The sequence below is a fragment of the Streptomyces sp. NPDC052721 genome (genome assembly GCF_040678315.1).
GTDB lineage: Bacteria > Actinomycetota > Actinomycetes > Streptomycetales > Streptomycetaceae > Streptomyces.
Window position 1 is genome coordinate 85,903 of record NZ_JBFATL010000002.1, and the last position, 19,458, is coordinate 105,360.

Annotated in this window: 19 protein-coding genes; 16 read left to right on the forward strand and 3 right to left on the reverse strand. The window is 71.7% G+C overall.

Annotated features, from left to right (window positions below; genetic code table 11):
- Window positions 1-19: 19 nt before the first annotated feature.
- The 4 genes from dnaJ (at window position 20) to AB0L21_RS02450 (ending at window position 4,280) form a co-directional block, all read left to right on the forward strand.
- The gene (gene dnaJ, locus AB0L21_RS02435) at window positions 20-1,186 is read left to right on the forward strand and encodes a molecular chaperone DnaJ (RefSeq protein WP_365699065.1); all 1,167 of its coding nucleotides are present in this window, start codon (window positions 20-22) and stop codon (window positions 1,184-1,186) included.
- 5 nt (window positions 1,187-1,191) lie between these two features.
- A complete protein-coding gene (locus AB0L21_RS02440; RefSeq protein WP_030648250.1) occupies window positions 1,192-1,641 on the forward strand; it encodes a helix-turn-helix domain-containing protein in 450 nt (149 codons plus the stop codon).
- 313 nt (window positions 1,642-1,954) lie between these two features.
- Complete coding sequence (locus AB0L21_RS02445; RefSeq protein ID WP_365699066.1) at window positions 1,955-3,061, forward strand: substrate-binding domain-containing protein; 1,107 nt, start codon at window positions 1,955-1,957, stop codon at window positions 3,059-3,061.
- 175 nt (window positions 3,062-3,236) lie between these two features.
- Window positions 3,237-4,280, forward strand: coding sequence for a helix-turn-helix transcriptional regulator (locus tag AB0L21_RS02450; RefSeq protein ID WP_365699067.1), 1,044 nt, complete (start codon window positions 3,237-3,239; stop codon window positions 4,278-4,280).
- 19 nt (window positions 4,281-4,299) lie between these two features.
- On the opposite strand, the gene AB0L21_RS02455 is transcribed toward AB0L21_RS02450, so the two are convergent.
- Entirely contained in the window at window positions 4,300-5,244 is a 945-nt protein-coding gene (locus tag AB0L21_RS02455) for a helix-turn-helix transcriptional regulator (protein ID WP_365781766.1), read from the reverse strand.
- A 170-nt stretch (window positions 5,245-5,414) separates the two neighbouring features.
- Between AB0L21_RS02455 and AB0L21_RS02460 the strand changes: the two genes are divergently transcribed.
- Both AB0L21_RS02460 and AB0L21_RS02465 read left to right on the forward strand, forming a co-directional pair.
- Complete coding sequence (locus AB0L21_RS02460) at window positions 5,415-5,618, forward strand: hypothetical protein (RefSeq protein WP_103814782.1); 204 nt, start codon at window positions 5,415-5,417, stop codon at window positions 5,616-5,618.
- A gap of 3 nt (window positions 5,619-5,621) precedes the next feature.
- A complete protein-coding gene (locus tag AB0L21_RS02465) occupies window positions 5,622-5,957 on the forward strand; it encodes a hypothetical protein (RefSeq protein WP_030648261.1) in 336 nt (111 codons plus the stop codon).
- A 154-nt stretch (window positions 5,958-6,111) separates the two neighbouring features.
- Here AB0L21_RS02465 and AB0L21_RS02470 read toward each other — a convergent pair whose 3' ends face one another.
- Window positions 6,112-6,525: a TIGR03618 family F420-dependent PPOX class oxidoreductase gene (locus AB0L21_RS02470; protein WP_365699069.1), complete on the reverse strand. Its 414-nt coding sequence runs from the start codon at window positions 6,523-6,525 to the stop codon at window positions 6,112-6,114.
- Window positions 6,526-6,641: 116 nt separating this feature from the next.
- On the opposite strand from AB0L21_RS02470, the gene clpB reads away from it, so the two are divergent.
- Together clpB and AB0L21_RS02480 are read left to right on the forward strand one after the other, a co-directional pair.
- Window positions 6,642-9,239 (forward strand): ATP-dependent chaperone ClpB, encoded by a 2,598-nt coding sequence (gene clpB, locus AB0L21_RS02475; protein WP_365781768.1) that lies wholly within the window; start codon window positions 6,642-6,644, stop codon window positions 9,237-9,239.
- A gap of 312 nt (window positions 9,240-9,551) precedes the next feature.
- Complete coding sequence (locus tag AB0L21_RS02480; protein WP_365699071.1) at window positions 9,552-10,079, forward strand: YbjN domain-containing protein; 528 nt, start codon at window positions 9,552-9,554, stop codon at window positions 10,077-10,079.
- A 52-nt stretch (window positions 10,080-10,131) separates the two neighbouring features.
- Here AB0L21_RS02480 and AB0L21_RS02485 read toward each other — a convergent pair whose 3' ends face one another.
- The gene (locus tag AB0L21_RS02485; protein ID WP_365781770.1) at window positions 10,132-11,325 is read right to left on the reverse strand and encodes a pyridoxal phosphate-dependent aminotransferase; all 1,194 of its coding nucleotides are present in this window, start codon (window positions 11,323-11,325) and stop codon (window positions 10,132-10,134) included.
- 141 nt (window positions 11,326-11,466) lie between these two features.
- Here AB0L21_RS02485 and AB0L21_RS02490 point away from each other — a divergent pair, with 141 nt between their 5' ends.
- The 8 genes from AB0L21_RS02490 (at window position 11,467) to AB0L21_RS02525 (ending at window position 19,416) form a co-directional block, all read left to right on the forward strand.
- Window positions 11,467-11,820 (forward strand): hypothetical protein, encoded by a 354-nt coding sequence (locus AB0L21_RS02490; RefSeq protein ID WP_365781772.1) that lies wholly within the window; start codon window positions 11,467-11,469, stop codon window positions 11,818-11,820.
- A 332-nt stretch (window positions 11,821-12,152) separates the two neighbouring features.
- Window positions 12,153-12,689, forward strand: coding sequence for a DUF2617 family protein (locus AB0L21_RS02495; protein WP_365699074.1), 537 nt, complete (start codon window positions 12,153-12,155; stop codon window positions 12,687-12,689).
- Between the two features lie 79 nt (window positions 12,690-12,768).
- Window positions 12,769-14,403, forward strand: coding sequence for a polyamine aminopropyltransferase (locus AB0L21_RS02500; RefSeq protein ID WP_365781774.1), 1,635 nt, complete (start codon window positions 12,769-12,771; stop codon window positions 14,401-14,403).
- 52 nt (window positions 14,404-14,455) lie between these two features.
- Entirely contained in the window at window positions 14,456-15,295 is an 840-nt protein-coding gene (locus tag AB0L21_RS02505; protein ID WP_365781776.1) for an SRPBCC family protein, read from the forward strand.
- Between the two features lie 59 nt (window positions 15,296-15,354).
- Window positions 15,355-16,143, forward strand: a complete 789-nt coding sequence (locus AB0L21_RS02510; protein ID WP_365781778.1) for an aldose 1-epimerase — start codon at window positions 15,355-15,357, stop codon at window positions 16,141-16,143.
- Window positions 16,144-16,153: 10 nt separating this feature from the next.
- Window positions 16,154-16,726, forward strand: coding sequence for an orotate phosphoribosyltransferase (pyrE, locus tag AB0L21_RS02515; protein WP_365781780.1), 573 nt, complete (start codon window positions 16,154-16,156; stop codon window positions 16,724-16,726).
- Between the two features lie 143 nt (window positions 16,727-16,869).
- The gene (gene fbaA, locus AB0L21_RS02520) at window positions 16,870-17,892 is read left to right on the forward strand and encodes a class II fructose-bisphosphate aldolase (RefSeq protein WP_365699080.1); all 1,023 of its coding nucleotides are present in this window, start codon (window positions 16,870-16,872) and stop codon (window positions 17,890-17,892) included.
- Between the two features lie 66 nt (window positions 17,893-17,958).
- Complete coding sequence (locus AB0L21_RS02525; RefSeq protein WP_365781782.1) at window positions 17,959-19,416, forward strand: MFS transporter; 1,458 nt, start codon at window positions 17,959-17,961, stop codon at window positions 19,414-19,416.
- Window positions 19,417-19,458 lie beyond the last annotated feature (42 nt).

A 19,458-nucleotide genomic window follows, 5' to 3' on the forward strand; every position in this document is an offset into this window, starting at 1 on the left:
GAAAGGGGGTGCGTCGAGGATGAGCACCAAGGACTTCATCGAGAAGGACTACTACAAGGTCCTCGGCGTCCCCAAGGACGCCACCGAGGCCGAGATCAAGAAGGCGTACCGGAAGCTCGCCCGCGAGTTCCACCCGGACGCCAACAAGGGCAACGCCAAGGCAGAGGAGCGCTTCAAGGAGATCTCCGAGGCGAACGACGTCCTCGGCGACCCCAAGAAGCGCAAGGAGTACGACGAGGCGCGCGCGCTGTTCGGCAACGGCGGCTTCCGTCCCGGGCCGGGTGCGGCCGGCGGCTCCTTCAACTTCGACCTGGGCGACCTCTTCGGAGGCGCCGCCCAGGGCGGAGGCTTCGGCGGCGGACTCGGTGACGTCTTCGGGGGCCTGTTCAACCGCGGCGGCGCCGCGGGCACGCGTACCCAGCCCCGGCGCGGCCAGGACGTCGAGTCCGAGGTCACGCTGAGCTTCACGGAGGCCATCGAGGGGGCCACGGTGCCCCTGAGGATGTCCTCCCAGGCGCCCTGCAAGGCCTGCTCGGGCACCGGCGACAAGAACGGCACACCGCGCGTGTGCCCGACCTGCGTCGGCACCGGCCAGGTCGCCCGGGGTTCCGGTGGCGGCTTCTCGCTCACCGATCCCTGCCCCGACTGCAAGGGCCGCGGCCTGATCGCCGAGCACCCCTGCCTGGAGTGCAAGGGCAGCGGGCGCGCCAAGTCGTCCCGCACGATGCAGGTCCGCATTCCCGCGGGCGTGACCGACGGGCAGCGGATCCGGCTGCGCGGCAAGGGCGCGCCCGGCGAGCGGGGCGGCCCGGCCGGCGACCTGTACGTGGTCGTCCATGTGGGCGAGCACCCGGTGTTCGGACGCAAGGGCGACAACCTCACCGTCACCGTGCCGGTGACGTATCCCGAGGCGGCTCTCGGCGGCGAGGTGCGGGTTCCGACCCTCGGCGGCCCGCCCGTCACCCTGAAACTGCCGCCCGGCACGCCCAACGGCCGTACCATGCGCGCCCGGGGCAAGGGCGCGGTCCGCAAGGACGGCACCCGCGGCGACCTCCTGGTCACCGTCGAGGTGCGTGTCCCCACGGACCTGTCGGGGAAGGCTCGTGACGCACTGGAGGCGTATCGCGAGGCGACCGCGGGCGAGGACCCGCGGGCGGAGCTGTTCGAGGCCGCGAAGGGAGCTTGAGAGTGATGGACGGCCGTCGACGTAACCCGTATGAACTGACCGAGGAGACCCCGGTCTACGTCATCTCGGTGGCGGCCCAGCTCTCCGGACTCCACCCGCAGACGCTGCGCCAGTACGACCGCCTGGGCCTGGTCTCGCCCGACCGCACCGCCGGCCGGGGCCGCCGCTACTCGGCCCGTGACATCGAACTGCTCCGCCAGGTGCAGCAGTTGTCGCAGGACGAGGGCATCAACCTGGCCGGCATCAAGCGGATCATCGAACTGGAGAACCAGGTCGCCGCGCTCCAGTCCCGCGTCGCGGAGCTGGAGGCGGCCCTGGACGGCGCGGCGGCGGCGATGCGGCAGCGCGAGGCCGCCGTGCACGCCTCCTACCGGCGCGACCTGGTCCCGTACCAGGAGGTCCAGCAGACCAGCGCGCTGGTGGTGTGGCGGCCGAAGCGGCAGCAGCAGGACTGACACGCACAGGCGCACACGAAGAGGGGCCCGGATGCCGGGCCCCTCTTCGCCTTGCCGGGACCCGGGTGGCTGAGAACAACCGCCGTGGTTGTACGGGTCTTTGCCGTTTCCATGAACTCCCTTGACGTGCACGGTCGGTAAAGGGTCTTTGCAGGGGGTTTCGCGTGACCTCCACAGATACAGCTGAGCGTGGTGTTGCGGACTCGTTAAGTGATTCTTCTTGACGCCGGGTGTGGCCTCCGCGTTGTCTTTTCAGACACCTGGGCCGTATAGCAACGCCCACGTCCGGAACGCACCTGAAGTGAGCCCTCGCATGCGTCGTATCGCCATATCCGTGGCCGTGTCCACGATGACCCTCTCGCTCGCCGGCTGTGGCGTGCTGAACGTGACGGGGGACGGCGCGAGTGCGAGCCCGACCAAGGGCAACGACATCACGGTGGGTCTGCTGCTGCCGGAGAAGGCGAACACCCGCTACGACAAGTTCGACTACCCCATCATCAGGGACAAGGTGGCCGAACTCACCAAGAAGCAGGGCAAGGTGGAGTACGCCAACGCCGACGCGAGCACCGCCCGGCAGTCCGAGCAGATGCAGAACATGATCGACGGCAAGGTCGACGTCATCCTGCTCGACGCCGTGGACGCGCACGCCATCGCCGGCGAGGTGAAGAAGGCCAAGGACGCGGGCATTCCGGTCATCGCCTACGACCGTCTCGCCGAGGGCCCGATCGACGCCTACATCTCCTTCGACAACGAACTCGTCGGCGAGGTGCAGGGCCGCACCCTGCTGGAGGCGCTGGGCCCGGGCGTCGACACCTCCGACAAGATCGTCATGATGAACGGCTCGCCCACCGACCCCAACGCCAAGCAGTTCAAGGAGGGCGCGCTCTCCGAGCTGAACGGCAAGGTGGACATCGCGAAGAGCTTCGACACCACCAAGTGGAAGCCGGAGAACGCCCAGGCCAACATGGCCAGGGCCATCGCGGAGATCGGCCGGGACAACATCGCCGGCGTCTACTCCGCCAACGACGGCATGGCGGGCGGCATCATCAAGGCCCTGAAGGCGGCCGGTGTCACCAAGCTGCCCCCGATCACCGGCCAGGACGCGGAACTGGACGCCGTGCAGCGGGTGGTGACGGGCGAGCAGTACATGAGCGTCTACAAGTCCTACCCGGACGAGGCCGAGGCCGCCGCGCAGATGGCCGTCACCAAGCTCCAGGGCAAGGACATTCAGTTCGACGCCCTCACCCAGGACCGGGTGGACAGCCCCACCACCAAGGACATCCCGGCCAAGCTGGTCCAGGTGACCGCGCTGACCAAGCGCACCGTCAAGGACACGGTCGTCGCGGACGGCATCTACACCGTCGGCGACATCTGCACCGCCAAGTACAAGGCGGCCTGCGCGGCGATCGGCCTGAAGTAGGACGCCCGCGTCCCACCCCCGGCCGGTCGCGGTGCGCGGCGCGGACCGGTGCCGAAACCCGGACGCATCGGGGTTTTCCGGTGGCCGCCGTGGAGGGAGCCGTGTTGCGGACCCGGTTCGGCGCCGCGCATAGTTGCGCCACGGAAGTGGCAGCACACCGGGGGTGGAATGGGCGATGGCCGGGCGCGGGGCGGAGGAGCATCCTCACGGTGCCGACCGGCTGTGTGCAGCCGGGGACCGGGTGTACTCCCGTGCCGTACGCCGGGGACGGGTGCCGCGCACGGACGCCGAACCGGTGCCCTGCCTGCTGGAGCTCGCCCTGCTGCACCCCGACCCGGACGACATGGACTGGCTGGTGCCGACCTCCCCGCAGGAGGTCATGACCCGGCTGCTGCGCGGGGTCTACGACGAGGTCAGCGCGAGCCAGCGGCGGGTGGGTTCGGCGGTGGCCGCGTTCGAGTGGTACGCGGGCCTGGGGAGGCAGCTGAACACGCTGGCGGCGCCGGCCGAGGGCAGCGCCATCCGGGTCCTGGACGGGCTCTCCCGCATCCAGGCCGCGATGGACGAGGCGACCGAGGCGTGTACCACCGAGGTGCTCACCGTGCAGCCGGGCGGCATCCGGCGGGAGGCCGAACTCTCCGAGGGCCTGCACCGGGCGGTGGCGCTGCGCGGCCGGGGCGTGCGGATGCGGGACCTCTACACGCATGTGGCCCGGCACGGCCAGGGCCTGCTCAACTACCTGGAGCTGATGGGCGACGCGGTGGAGGCGCGCACCCTGGACGAGGTCATCGACCGGCTCATCCTCTTCGACCGCACGGTGGCGTTCATCCCCGCCAACGCCGACCGCACGATGGCCCTGGAGCTGCGCCACCCGGCCCTGGTCGCCTACCTGGTGACGGTCTTCGAACGCCTCTGGCGCCTGGCGATCCCCCTCACGGCCCCGCTCCCCGACACCGGTATCGAGGGCATCTCGCACCGCGAGCAGTCCATCGCCGCGCTGCTCGCCGAGGGCCACCAGGACGCGGTCATCGCCGAACGCCTGGGCATCAGCGTGCGTACCTGCCGGGCCCACATCGCCCGTCTGTCGGAGACCCTGGGCGCGGCCAGCCGTACCCAACTCGGGGTCCGTATCGCCCAGGTCGGGCTCGACGGACACCGTCCGCCCCTGCCGACCACCGCCCTCGCCGGTCCGGAGCAGGAACCCCCGGCGGTGCGCTGAGCCCCGGTGGTCCCGCGCCTCAGTGCTCCCGGTCGAGGATGCCGGACTGGGCGATGAGATAGCCGAGTTGCGCGCGGCTGCCGCTGCCGAGGGCGTGGGCCAGCTTGGCGATGTGGGCCCGGCAGGTGCGGACGTTCATGCCGAGACGGCGGGCGATGGCCTCGTCGACGTGGCCCTCGACCAGGAGCTTGGCGATGGAGTGCTGGATGTCCGTGATGCCGTCCGGGGCGGTCTCGTAGGGGGCGCCGGTGCTCAGCGGCACGGCGCGGGCCCACATGAACTCGAACACCTTGATCAGGTAGCGCACCAGGCCGGGGTGGCGCAGTTCCAGGGCGACCTGGCGGTCGTCGCGCACGGGGATGAAGGCGACGGTCTCGTCGCAGATGATGAGCCGCTCCACGAGTTCGTCGATGGTGCGGTACTCCACCTTCCCGACGGAGAACTGGGCCACGTACCCGAGGGTCTCGGGGCTGTAGCGGGCGGTGTGCTGGTACAGGGTCCGGATGCGCACGCCGCGTTCGAGGAGGGGGCGGTCGCGTTCCAGGCCCTGCAGGAGGGTGTGCTCCAGCCGGCGGCTGGTCGGCTGCACGGTCAGCACCTCGGAGCGGCACTCGGCCGTCGCCGCGTCGAGGGCGGCGTTGATGCGGTCCAGGCCCTCCAGTACCGAGATGGCGTGGGTGGAGGTGGTGTCCTGGGCGCTGAGCGCCATGAACGGTTCGAAGGCCTCGGTCAGTTCGATCGACAGCCGCCTGCGTTCGGAGATCTCCCGCTCGATCGGATTGAGCCGCTGGGCCAGGGCGACGGACGGTGGGGTGGGGCGCAGCCAGTTCGCGTCGTCCGGATCCGGCTGCAGGAGCGCGAACTCCATGAGGCAGGGGGCGGCTTCCGCCTCCGCGCGCGCTATCCGTCCCAGGCGCAGCGCCTTGGCGTAAAGGCCGCTACCCTCCTCGCAGAGTTCGGACATGGCATGGGGATGTGACGCTTTGGTCCGATTTGATGGCAAATCTCCACCCCCCAGGGTCCTGAACATGCAGGAACATGATGCACCGATCGTGTGGCCATGACGTGCCCAAATGAGACATCGTCTTGTCCGACGGGGGAAGAGGGGACCTTCAAGTGAGGACGAAGCCGAATATGCGCAACAAATTGCTTCGGTCGATGCTTGCCGTCGCCTTCTCCACCGTTGTGGCCATTGGCGCGCTGAGTGGCCTCTCCGGTGCGAAGCGTGACGTCGCGGGCGATACGACCTGGGGAGTGGCTCCCCGGACAGTCGCTGTGAGTGACGGCAGCACCGGGACGGCTCATTCCGATGGTGTGGACGACACCACCTGGGGCTGACTGATGACTACTCCACCCGACGACCGGTCCTTCCGCCGCGAAATGGCCACCGCCTACCGCTCAGGCTGGCACTTCATCGACCTGGTCACGGCCATCCCGCACAGCGGTGACTCGCTGATGGTCACCGTGTTCGGTGAGCCGGTCGTCGTCACGCGGGACGAGGACGGGGATGTGCGGGCGTACCGGTGCCTGCGCAAGCCGCGTGGCGCGCCCCAGCCGGTGCGCTGTGCCATCCGGTACGGAATGATCTTTGTGAACCTGGACCAGCGGGACCACCGGCTGTCCGAGCCGGCGCCGTCCGACGTGCGAACCATCTCGGCCACCCCCCGCAGTGCCTGACGCGATTCCCCCGTCGTAACAGATCGCTCAGGTGCTTCCCCCCGCAGCGGCGTCACCGTGACCTGAACACGGTGACGCCGCTGCAGTTTGCGGGGACATTTCGGGAGATGGGCCTACTCCACGGTGGCCGAAAACCGCCGTGTCTCGGCCGTGCTCAGCCGCGCCCCAGCACCCGCTCCACCTCGATCTCGATCACCACCCGGGACGGGTTGGGCGAGGGCGTCCGCTCGTACCGCTCCGCGTACCGCCGCTCCGCCTCCGCGACCCGCTCCGGCTCGGCGCGCACCCGCGCCCGCCCCTCCAGCGTCGCCCAGCGCCGGCCGTCCACCTGGCACACCGCCACCCGGGCCCCCTCGGCCCCGGCCGCGAGCACATGGGCCACCTTCGCGCTGGTCTTGTTCGTGATCACCCGGGCCAGCCGTGCCGGGGCGTCGTAGGTCACCCCGACCGGCACCACGTGCGGGCTGCCGTCGGGGCGGAGGGTCGTCAGGGTGCACAGGTGCCGTTCGCGCCAGAAGGCGAGATACGGCTCGTCCGGGGCAGCCGGGTCCTGGGAGTGCGAGGCCATGCCGTGCAACCTAACCGACACCGCCGGACCCGTGCGCGACCTGCCTTGAGTGGAATAGACTCAACTTTGTGTACGTTGACTGAGGCAGGACGGTCGGGTAGGAGGAGAACGCACACGTGGACGCCGAGCTGACCAACAGGAGCCGGGACGCGATCAACGCGGCGAGCAATCGTGCCCTCACCGAGGGGCACCCGGACCTCACCCCCGCTCACCTGCTGCTGGCTCTGCTCCAGGGGCAGGACAACGAGAACATCACCGACCTGCTCGCGGCCGTCGAAGCCGACCAGGCCGCCGTACGCTCCGGCGCGGAGCGCATCCTCGCCGGTCTGCCCAGCGTGACCGGGTCCACCGTCGCGCCTCCGCAGCCGAACCGCGAGATGCTGGCCGTGATCGCGGACGCCACCGAGCGCGCCAAGGCGCTCGGCGACGAGTACCTGTCCACCGAGCACCTGCTCATCGGCATCGCCGCGAAGGGCGGCGCGGCCGGGGACGTGCTCAAGGGGCAGGGCGCCGACGCGAAGAAACTGCAGGAGGCCTTCGAGAAGGCCAGGGGAGGACGCCGCGTGACCACCGCCGACCCGGAGGGCCAGTACAAGGCCCTGGAGAAGTTCGGCACCGACTTCACCGCCGCCGCCCGCGAGGGCCGGCTCGACCCGGTCATCGGGCGGGACCAGGAGATCCGGCGGGTCGTGCAGGTGCTGAGCCGTCGTACGAAGAACAACCCCGTCCTCATCGGTGAGCCGGGCGTCGGCAAGACCGCCGTGGTCGAGGGTCTCGCCCAGCGGATCGTCAAGGGCGACGTGCCCGAGTCGCTGAAGGACAAGCGGCTGGTCGCGCTCGACCTCGGCGCGATGGTGGCCGGCGCCAAGTACCGCGGCGAGTTCGAGGAGCGCCTCAAGGCCGTCCTGTCGGAGATCAAGGAGTCCGACGGGCAGATCATCACCTTCATCGACGAGCTGCACACCGTCGTGGGCGCCGGTGCCGGCGGCGACTCCGCCATGGACGCGGGCAACATGCTGAAGCCGATGCTGGCGCGCGGTGAGCTGCGCATGATCGGCGCGACCACGCTGGACGAGTACCGCGAGCGGATCGAGAAGGACCCGGCGCTGGAACGCCGCTTCCAGCAGGTCTTCGTCGGCGAGCCGAGCGTCGAGGACACCATCGCGATCCTGCGCGGGCTCAAGGGCCGCTACGAGGCCCACCACAAGGTGCAGATCAACGACTCCGCACTGGTGGCCGCCGCGACCCTGTCCGACCGGTACATCACCTCCCGCTTCCTGCCGGACAAGGCCATCGACCTCGTCGACGAGGCGGCCTCCCGGCTGCGCATGGAGATCGACTCCTCGCCCGTGGAGATCGACGAGCTCCAGCGCGCCGTCGACCGGCTGCGGATGGAGGAGCTGGCCCTCAGCAAGGAGACCGACCCGGCCTCCGTCGCCCGCCTGGAGAAGCTGCGCCGCGATCTCGCCGACAAGGAGGAGGAGCTGCGCGGCCTGACCGCCCGCTGGGAGAAGGAGAAGCAGTCCCTCAACCGGGTCGGTGAGCTGAAGGAGCGCCTGGACGATCTGCGGGGGCAGGCCGAACGCGCCCAGCGCGACGGCGACTTCGACACCGCGGCCAAGCTGCTGTACGGCGAGATCCCGCAGCTGGAGAAGGAGCTGGAGGCCGCCTCCGCCGCCGAGGAGGAGGTCGCCAAGGACACCATGGTCAAGGAGGAGGTCGGCTCCGACGACATCGCCGACGTCGTCGCCGCCTGGACCGGCATCCCCGCCGGGCGCCTGCTGGAGGGCGAGACGCAGAAGCTGCTGCGCATGGAGGAGGAGATCGGCAAGCGGCTCATCGGCCAGAGCGAGGCCGTACGGGCCGTGGCGGACGCCGTGCGCCGCTCGCGGGCCGGGATCGCCGACCCCGACCGGCCCACCGGGTCGTTCCTCTTCCTCGGTCCGACCGGTGTCGGCAAGACCGAACTGGCCAAGGCGCTCGCGGACTTCCTCTTCGACGACGAGCGGGCCATGGTCCGCATCGACATGTCGGAGTACGGCGAGAAGCACAGCGTGGCCCGGCTGGTCGGCGCGCCCCCCGGGTACATCGGCTACGAGGAGGGCGGCCAGCTCACCGAGGCGGTGCGCCGGCGCCCGTACAGCGTGATCCTGCTGGACGAGGTGGAGAAGGCCCATCCGGAGGTCTTCGACATCCTGCTCCAGGTGCTGGACGACGGCCGGCTGACGGACGGTCAGGGCCGGACGGTCGACTTCCGCAACACCATCCTGGTCCTCACCTCCAACCTGGGCAGCCACTTCCTGATGGACCCGCTGACCACGGAGGAGCAGAAGAAGGAGCAGGTGCTGGAGGTCGTCCGGTCCTCCTTCAAGCCGGAGTTCCTCAACCGGCTGGACGACCTGGTGGTCTTCTCGGCGCTGACCAGGCCCGAGCTGGAGCGGATCGCAGGGCTCCAGATCGACCGGCTGGCCAAGCGGCTGGCCGAGCGGCAGCTCACCCTGGACGTCACCCCCGAGGCGCTGGCCTGGCTGGCGGAGGAGGGCCTGGACCCGGCCTACGGCGCCCGGCCGCTGCGCCGGCTGGTGCAGAGCGCCATCGGCGACCGGCTCGCCAAGGAGATCCTGTCCGGCGAGGTCAGGGACGGCGACACGGTCCGCGTGGACCGCTTCGGCGAGGGCCTGCTGGTCGGCCCCGCGACGGGGAAGACCCTGTAGGCCGCACGCGGGCACACCACGGCCCTTGTCCCGGCCGGCTGCCGGGCAGGGGCCGTCGTGGTGCGCGGGCCGCTCAGACGCTGCTCATGGCGTCGTACAGGGACCAGAAGAACCACACCGAGAAGGCCAGGCAGCCCCACCACAGGGCCCACAGGGCCGCTCGCACCGCTCCGGGTATGCGCATGACCGCATCATCGCTCACCACGGCCCCGCCGGTCCCCTTTCCGCCCTCGGCTGACAGGCGGCATGGGGTTGCCATCCCCCGCCCCTCCTGGGGGAGGATGGCCGCATCCGCATGAAGGGAAAAACACGGTGAGCATCGACCCGTCCTCGATTCCGAACTTCGGGGGCCAGCCCGAACCGCAGCCAGGACCGGCGGGCCCCGTCCTCCCGGATCAGGACCTGGTGAAGCAGCTTCTCGACCAGATGGAGCTGAAGTACGTCGTCGACGAGGAGGGTGACCTCGCCGCGCCGTGGGAGCAGTTCCGCACCTACTTCATGTTCCGGGGAGAGGCCGAGCAGGCGATCTTCTCGGTGCGGACCTTCTACGACCGGCCGCACAAGATCGACGAGAAGCCGCAGCTGCTGGAGTCCATCGACGACTGGAACCGCCGCACCCTGTGGCCCAAGGTGTACACCCACACCCACGACGACGGCACCGTCCGCCTGATCGGCGAGGCCCAGATGCTGATCGGCACGGGCGTCGACATCAACCACTTCGTCTCCTCCACGGTCAGCTGGGTGCGGGCCGCGATCGAGTTCGACAAGTGGCTGGTCGAGCAGCTCGGCCTGGAGCAGGAGGTCAACGACTCCGAGCAGCCCGAGGACGACGGGGAGTAACCGGACCCGGCCGGTCCGGGGGCCTTCCGCCCCCGGACCGGACTCCCCGCGCTCACATGCGCCGCAGCCGCTCCGCCGCCTCGCGCAGGACGTCCTCCCGCTTGCAGAAGGCGAACCGCACGAACGGCGCCCCCGCCTCCCGGTCGTCGTAGAAGACCGCGTTCGGGATGGCCACCACGCCCGCCCGCTCCGGCAGCGCACGGCAGAAGGCGAAGCCGTCCTTCTCGCCCAGGGGCCGGATGTCGGTGGTGATGAAGTACGTCCCGGCCGGCCGGAACACCTCGAAGCCCGCCGCCGTCAGCCCCTCCGCCAGGATCTCCCGGCGCGCCAGCATGCCCCGGCGGAACTCCTCGAAGTAGGAGTCGGGCAGGGCGAGGGCCTCGGCCACCGCGTACTGGAAGGGGCCCGAGGAGACGTACGTCAGGAACTGCTTCACCGCGCGGACCGCGCTGACCAGCTCCGGCGCGCCCGTCACCCAGCCGACCTTCCAGCCGGTGAACGAGAAGGTCTTGCCGGCCGAACCGATGCTGACCGTCCGCTCGCGCATCCCGGGGAACGTGGCCAACGGCAGGTGTTCGGCGCCGTCGAAGACCAGGTGCTCGTAGACCTCGTCGGTCACCACCAGCAGGTCCCGCTCCACCGCCAGCTCGGCGACCGCGGTCAGCTCCGCGCGCGTGAGGACGGTGCCGGTCGGGTTGTGCGGGGTGTTGATCAGCAGCAGCCGGGTGCGGTCGGTGACCGCCGCGCGCAGCTCGTCCAGGTCCAGCCGGAAGCCGGCGCCCTCGCCGGCGTGGGGCCGCAGGGTCACCGGCACCCGGGTGCCGCCCGCCATCGCGATGCTCGCCGCGTACGAGTCGTAGTACGGCTCCAGCGCCACCACCTCGTCCCCCGGCTCGACCAGCGCCAGCAGCGCGGCCGCGATGGCCTCGGTCGCGCCCGCCGTGACCAGCACCTCGGTGTCGGGGTCGTAGGACAGGCCATAGCGGCGCAGCTGGTGCGCGGCGATCGCGGTGCGCAGCTCGGGGATGCCGGGGCCGGGCGGGTACTGGTTGCCGCGGCCGTCGCGGAGCGCCCGTACGGCGGCCTCCCGGATCTTCTCGGGCCCGTCGGTGTCGGGGAAGCCCTGGCCCAGGTTGATCGACCCGGTCGCCACGGCGAGCGCCGACATCTCGGCGAAGATCGTCGTCCCGAACGCGGCGAGCCGGCGGTTGAGGTGGGGGCGTGCGCTGGAGGTCATGCCGGTCATCCTGCGCTCAAGCTCTGGAGTTCCTCAACTCTGCTTTGCGGTCCGGCGCGGCCGGGCATCCCCCGGTCACCGCGGTAGGACGCGGCGAGAGCGAGGCGCCCACGGGGGGCCGCTTCGGGGGAACGGAAGGAGGGTGACGCCATGACCGTCGGCATCATCCTGGCGGTGGCCGTGGTTCTGGTCATCGCGGCGGCGGCGGGCCGTAACCGCCGCAACCGGCGCGGCCGGGTGCCGCTCGGCAAGGCCGGCCGGCGGAACCGGGCGTTCCGCGCGTCGGCGTCGTCGGCGGGCTACGCGGGCAGTGGGGGCGGCAACAGCTGGTGGGCCGGCGGCGACTCCGGCTCGTCGGGCGGGCACGGGGGACACGGCGGGCACGGGGGGCACGGGGGGCACGGGGGGCACTCCTGTGGAGGCGGTTCGTCCTGCGGCGGGGGCTCGTCCTGCGGCGGGGGTTCGTCGTGCGGCGGCGGGGGCGGATGCGGCGGAGGCGGCTGACACGGGGCAGCCGAGCTTCCGGAACGGGGGGATCCGCATCCGGGCCGCACACGGCCGGGCGCCCGCCGGGGGAGACCTCCCGGCGGGCGCCCGGCCGCGTCCGTTTCTCGCGCCCGGCGCACGCGGTGGTTGAACAGTTGAGCTGTGGAGCCCTCTGAGGGATGGAAACCCCACGAAGTTGGGTAAAAACGCTGTGGCGGCGCCACTGTTCATGATTCCCTCTAAATCGCCAACGCAGCCCCTCGGACGTCCCCCAGGCTCCCCACCCCGGCCGGGCCGGCTGGGCTGACATGGCCGATCTCCCCCTCCTTGCGTGTTAGCGGAGCCGATCCATGCTCACGACCCTGAACACCACCTACACCGATACGCGCGCTGCCGATCTCGCCTGGGCCCTGGGACGCGAGCCGTTGCCCGCCCTGGCCACCCTCGATCTCGAACTCGCCGGCGCGAAGCTGCAGTTGAGACTGCTCGGCGCGTCCCACCAGGTGCTCCTGGAGGAAGAGCGAGGCCGCTGTTCGGAGACGGTCGCCTGCATCCCCGGCTCCAGCACCCCGCTGCCGCTGGGCGTCGCCAAGCGCGTCGGCGACTGGGAATACGAGTTCGCCGCCCGCGTGGAGGTGCTCACCCCCGGCTCGTTCGCGGGCCGCGCACAGGAGCTGCTGGCCCTCGTCTCCGACCATCCGCACGGCCTCGCCGGAGTCTTCCCGGGCAGCCCGCACGCCTTCACCGCGCTGCTGGCCCAGCACCAGGAGGGCCAGGTGCACTGGCGCACCTGGCACGCCTATCCGCAGGACGGCCAGCTGGTGGCCACCCGGACCCGGGTCGGGGCACGGAAACGGGCGGCGGCTCAGCACCCCGCGGCGACATAAACCCGCGATGCGTCAACCGCCCTCAGATCCACACGTGTGGGTGACGAAGGGTGCCGAGCAAGTGACGTAACGTCGCAGCGTGATCGAACCGCACGCCCCCGCGCCCCCGGGCGCCCCGCCCTCCTGGACGGGCCCCGCACGGCTGCCCGTCCGGCCCGGCACCGGGCGGTTCCTGGTCCTCGTGTGCGTCTTCGTGTGCGCGGCCTGCGGACTCGTGTACGAACTCGAACTGGTCGCCTTCGCCTCCTACTTGATGGGCGACTCGGTCACCCAGGCCTCCGTGGTGCTCTCCGTGATGGTCTTCGCGATGGGCATCGGCTCGCTCGGCGCCAAGCGGCTGCGCTGCCACGCGGCGGCCGGATTCGGCGCGGTCGAGTCGGCCCTCGCGCTGATCGGCGGGTGCAGCGCCATGGCCCTGTACGCCGTCTTCGCCTGGACCGCCGGCTGGGGCGGGATGTGGGCCGACGGGCCACGCTGCCTCCTGGTCGGCTTCTCCCTCGCCATCGGCCTGCTCATCGGCGCCGAGGTCCCGCTGCTGATGGAGCTGATCCAGCGCATCCGCCGGCAGGACGCGGGCGGCGCGGTGGCCGACCTGTTCGCCGCGGACTACGTGGGCGCGCTGGTCGGCGGCCTCGCCTTCCCGTTCCTCCTGCTGCCGTTCCTCGGCCAGTTGACGGGCGCCCTGCTGACGGGCACGGTCAACGTGGTCGCGGGCGGCGCCCTGGTCCTCGGCCTCTTCCGCCGCGACCTCACCCGCCGCGCCCGCTGGACCCTCCTCCTCGCCGGGCTCACCGTCCTCGGCGTCCTCGCCTCCGCCGCCGCTCTCGCCGGCGACTTCGAACGGGCCGCCCGGCGCGCCGTCTATGGCACGGACGTCCGGGTGGCCGTGCAGACCGGCGTCCAGGAGGTCGTCCTCGCCGGCGGCACCCACGGCGAACCCCTCGACCTCTTCCTCGACGGCCGCCTCCGGGTCGGCGGCCGGGACGAGCGCCGCTACCACGAGGCCCTGGTCGGGCCGGCCCTGACCGGGCCGCACGCGCGCGTGCTGGTCCTCGGCGGCGGCGACGGCCTGGCCGCCCGTGAGGTGCTGCGCCACCCCGGGGTGCGCCGCGTGGACATCGTCGAACTCGACGCCGGCCTGGTACGGCTGGCCCGCCGCGACCCCGGCCTGTCCGCCGCCAACGGGCACGCGCTCGCCGACCCGCGCGTGCGCGTCACCACGGCCGACGCGCTCACCTGGCTGCGACAGGCGCGCGGACCGGCGTACGACGTCGTGATCAGCGACCTGCCCGATCCCGGCATCACCGCCAGCACCAAGCTGTACTCCCAGGAGTTCTACGGCCTGGCCCGCCGCGTCCTGGCCCCGCACGGCCGCCTGGCGGTGCACGCGGGTCCCGTCACCGCCCGGCCCCGCGCCTTCTGGACCGTCGCCGCGACCCTGCGCGCCGCCGGCTTCGCCGCCTCGCCCTACCGGGTGCCCGGCCACGACTCCGCCTTCGCGGCCGGCCCCGACCGCTCGACGGGGGCGTCCCGGGCACCACACGACTGGGGGTTCCTGCTGGCGACGCGCGGGGAGGCCGCGCCCGCTCTGCGCGTGGGCCGCGCGCGGGCGGGGACCTTGACGCAGGCCGAGCTGACGGCGGACGCGCGGGCGGCGGAACGCACGCGGGTGGCCGGGGTGCCGGTGTCCACCCTGGTGCGTCCGAGGTATTGAGAGGCTTCACGACCGGGTGAGTTCCGGCGACAACTGGGTAGGCTCCACGGACATGGAGCACCAGGTCTTCGTCCCGGCCCCCGCCGAGCGGATCGGCGCGGCACTGGCCGACCAGACACGCGTGGCCCGGGCGATCCCCGGCCTGCAGCAGGACGCCGGTGCCGAACCGATCACCGGCCGGCTGAAGCTGCGGGTCGGCGGACACTCCGTCACCTACCGCGGCACGGTCCGGGTGACCGCCCGCGAGGACGGCACGTACGCCGTCGTGGGCGACGCCACCGAGGCCCGCGGCACCGGCGCGGTCAAGCTCGCCCTGACCCTGCGCCTCGCGGACACCGAGGGCGGCTGCACGGTCACGGCCGAGGGCACGGCGGACGCGACCGGCCGGATCACGGAACTTCCGGCGGAGACGGTGACCGCGGCGGCGACCCGGCTGCTCAACCGTTTCCTGGAGTCGCTGGCCGCCGACGCCGGCGCCGACGAGCAGCCGAAGCCCCCTGCCGACACCACCCGCACCTCCGTCTTCGAGACCGAGATCCCCCCGTCCGCCCTGGCCCCGGACGCGGACGAAGACCTCGACACGGACACCGGTAGGGACACCGGCACGGACACGGACGCCGACACCGGGATCGTCACCGCCTCCACCGACGGCCCCACCGGCGACTTCGCGGACACCGGTGAACCCCCCGCCGAGGCCGCGCACGCCCGCCGCACGATGATCGGCCGCAGCGCCGAGGAGGTCGACCACGCGCCGCCGCGCGGCCGCTACGCGCCGGTCCCGGCGCCGCAGACGGTCACGGCGACATCGGCACTGCGCTGGGCGGCACCGGCGGCGGCACTGGCCGTGGCGTCGGCGATCGTCGTGAGCAGGGCACTGAGAAAACGCCGCTGAGCGAAGGCGCCCCCGCAAGGGCGCAGTCGGCACCGTGCTCCCCCAAGTACTGTCTTCCCGTGAGTAACGAAGACATCACGCTGACCGCAGGCGAAGCGGAAGCACGCGTCAGCCCGGGCAACGGCGGCCGTCTCAGCAGCCTCAGAATCGGCTCCCTGGAACTGCTGCGGCAAGGGCCCCGCTACGGCTGCTTCCCGATGGTGCCCTGGTGCGGCCGGATCCGGGACGGCCGCTTCCTGGACGGCGGCACCGTCCGCCAGATGCCGCTCAACTCCCCGCCGCACGCCATCCACGGCACCGCCCGCGACGGCGCCTGGCGCACCGCGCGCGTCACGGAGGACGAGGCGGTGATCACGTACGAGCTGACCGACCCCTGGCCGCACCCCGCCCGCGTCACCCAGATCGTCGCGCTCGCCGAGGACGGCCTGACGCTGACGATGTCCGTGGAGACGTACGACGACTCCTTCCCGGCGCAGCTCGGCTGGCACCCGTGGTTCCACCGCAACCTCGGCGGTGAGGACGTCCGGCTGGACTTCAAGCCCGCCTGGCAGGAGGAGCGCGGCGCCGACCACCTGCCCACCGGCAACCGCGTCGACCCGCGGCCCGGCCCCTGGGACGACTGCTTCGGCATGCCCGGCGGCGTCGACGTCACCCTCACCTGGCCCGCACAGCTGGAGCTGAAGGTGGCGAGCCGGGAGGAGTGGGTGGTGGTCTACGACGAGCAGGCCGAGGCCGTCTGCGTGGAGCCGCAGACCGGGCCGCCCAACGGGCTGAACACCCTCCCGCGCCTGGTCACCCCGCTGGAACCGCTGGAAGCCGCCACCACCTGGAGCTGGCGGCGCCTCTAAGCTGGTCGGCATGACGGACGTCAACGAAGTAATGCCGCCAGGCACACGTGGCGCGCTGCTGCAGCAGATCAAGGACAAGGCCGTGGTGCACGGCAAGGTGACCCTCTCCTCCGGTCTGGAGGCCGACTACTACGTCGACCTGCGCCGCATCACCCTCGACGGCGAGGCCGCCCCGCTGGTCGGCCAGGTGCTGCTGGATCTGACCGCGGACCTGGAGTTCGACGCGGTCGGCGGGCTCACCATGGGCGCCGACCCGGTCGCCGCCGCCATGCTGCACGCCGCCGCCGCGCGCGGGCGCAGGCTCGACGCGTTCGTCGTCCGCAAGGCCGCCAAGGCGCACGGACTCCAGCGGCGCGTCGAGGGCCCGGACATCGCGGGCCGCCGGGTCCTGGTGGTGGAGGACACCTCCACCACCGGCGGTTCCCCGCTGACCGCCGTCGAGGCCGTGCGCGAGGCCGGTGCCGAGGTCGTCGCCGTCGCCACCATCGTGGACCGGGCGACCGGCGCCGCCGAGAAGATCGAGGCCGGTGCGGGCGTTCCGTACCGGTTCGCCTTCTCGAAGGATGAACTGGGTCTGGACTGACGACGCGGTGTGACCTGCACTTGACCGGGGCGCCGACCCAGCGCCCCATGTCTGGAAAGATGGGGCCGACGATGACGTCGCACCCCAGGTCTAGGTCAGGGCCGTAACGCAGAACGCCAACCGCAACACAAGGAGCGGACAGAATGCCCATCGCAACCCCCGAGGTCTACAACGAGATGCTCGACCGGGCGAAGGCAGGCAAGTTCGCCTACCCGGCCATCAACGTGACGTCCTCGCAGACCCTGAACGCGGCGCTGCGCGGCTTCGCGGAGGCGGAGAGCGACGGCATCGTCCAGATCTCGACCGGCGGTGCCGAGTTCCTCGGCGGGCAGTACAGCAAGGACATGGTGACCGGTGCCGTCGCGCTCGCCGAGTACGCGCACATCATCGCCGAGAAGTACCCGGTCAACATCGCCCTGCACACCGACCACTGCCCGAAGGACAAGCTCGACGGGTACGTGCGTCCGCTGCTGGCGCTCTCCAAGAAGCGCGTCGACGCCGGTCTCACCCCGCTGTTCCAGTCCCACATGTGGGACGGCTCGGCCGAGACCCTCGCCGACAACCTCTCCATCGCCCAGGAGCTGCTGGAGCAGGCCCGCGCCGCCAAGATCATCCTGGAGGTGGAGATCACCCCGACCGGCGGCGAGGAGGACGGCGTCTCCCACGAGATCAACGACGAGCTGTACACCACCGTCGACGACGCGATCCGCACCGCCGAGGCCCTCGGCCTGGGCGAGAAGGGCCGCTACCTGCTGGCCGCCTCCTTCGGCAACGTGCACGGCGTGTACAAGCCGGGCAACGTCGTCCTGCGCCCCGAGCTGCTGAAGGAGCTGAGCGAGGGCGTCGCCGCCAAGTTCGGCAAGGCCTCCCCGTTCGACTTCGTCTTCCACGGCGGCTCCGGCTCCACCGAGCAGGAGATCCTGACCGCGCTGGAGAACGGCGTGGTGAAGATGAACATCGACACGGACACCCAGTACGCCTTCACCCGTCCGGTCGCCGGCCACATGTTCCAGAACTACGACGGCGTCCTGAAGGTCGACGGCGAGGTCGGCAACAAGAAGGCCTACGACCCGCGCACCTGGGGCAAGCTGGCCGAGGCGGGCATGGCCGCGCGCGTCGTCCAGGCCACGCAGAACCTGCGCTCGGCGGGCAACAAGATCAAGTAAGCGGTACGGCGTTCCAGTGGGTCCGACGGCTGTCCATGCCGCCGGGCCCGCTGTATACCTGGGGACATGCCCGACGTCCGGCTCGCCTCGCCCCGGGGCAAGTGGATCCTGCTCACCACCGTCCTCGGCTCCAGCATGGCGATGCTGGACTCCACCGTCGTCAACGTCGCCCTGCCGCGCATCGGCCACGACCTCGACGCGAGCCTCGCCGCCCTCCAGTGGACGGTCAACGCGTACATGGTCACGCTGGCCGGCCTGATCCTGCTGGGCGGCTCGCTGGGCGACCGCTACGGCCGCCGGAAGATCTTCGTCCTCGGGGTCGTCTGGTTCGCGGCGGCCTCCCTGCTGTGCGGCCTGGCCCCCACCTCCGGGATCCTCATCGCCGCCCGCGCCCTCCAGGGCATCGGCGGGGCCCTGCTCACCCCCGGCTCGCTCGCCCTCATCCAGGCGTCCTTCCACCCCGACGACCGCAGCCGGGCGGTCGGCCTGTGGTCCGGCTTCGGCGGGATCGGCGCCGCCGTCGGCCCCTTCCTCGGCGGCTGGCTGGTGGCAGGCCCCGGCTGGCGCTGGGTGTTCCTCCTCAACGTGCCCGTGGCGCTGCTGTGCGCGCCGATCGCACTGCGGCACGTACCGGAATCCACGGATCACCGTGCGCACGGCCGCTTCGATGTCCTCGGCGCGGTCCTGGGCGCCCTGGCCCTGGCCCTGCTGACGTACGCGCTGATCGAGGCGCGGGCCGGCTCCGTGGCGGTGGCCCTGACCGGAGCGGCGGGCCTCGCGGCGGCAGTGGCCTTCGTGCACGTCGAGCGGCACCGGCCCGACCCGATGCTCCCGCCGGACATCTTCGCCTCGCGCCAGTTCACGGCGGTCAATCTCGTCACCCTGTGCGTGTACGCGGCCTTCGGCGGCTTCTTCTTCCTCACCGCGCTCCAGCTCCAGGTGGTGGCGGGCTACTCGCCGCTCGCCGCCGGTACGGCCCTGCTGCCCACCACGGCCCTGATGCTGCTGTTCTCCTCCCGCTCCGGCGCGCTGGCCGACCGCACCGGGCCGCGCCTGCCGCTGACGGTGGGCCCGCTGCTGTGCGCGGCGGCGATGCTGCTGATGCTGCGGGTGGGGAAGGGGGCGGGCTACCTGACCGACGTGCTCCCGGCCCTCCTCGTGATGGGCGCCGGCATGGTCACCCTGGTCGCGCCCCTGACGGCCACGGTCCTCGCCTCCGTCGACACCGCCCGGGCGGGCCTGGCCAGCGGCATCAACAACGCGGCGGCGCGGGCGGCGGGGCTGCTGGCCGTGGCGGCGCTGCCGCTGCTGGCGGGGATGGGGCCGGAGGCGTACCGGTCGCCCACGGCGTTCGACGCGGCGTTCGACCGGGCGATGCCGATCTGCGCGGGGGCGCTGCTGGTGGGCTCGGCGGTCGCGTTCGCCCTGGTCCGCCGGCCGGCGCCGGGGTGCCGGCGGCCGGAATGCCGGACGCACGGCAACGTGACGGCTCCGCCGCTGGAGACGGGCCGGCCGCCGGGCTGAGCGCCGGGCGCTTCCTGACCGCAGGCCGGGGGGGGGCTGGTC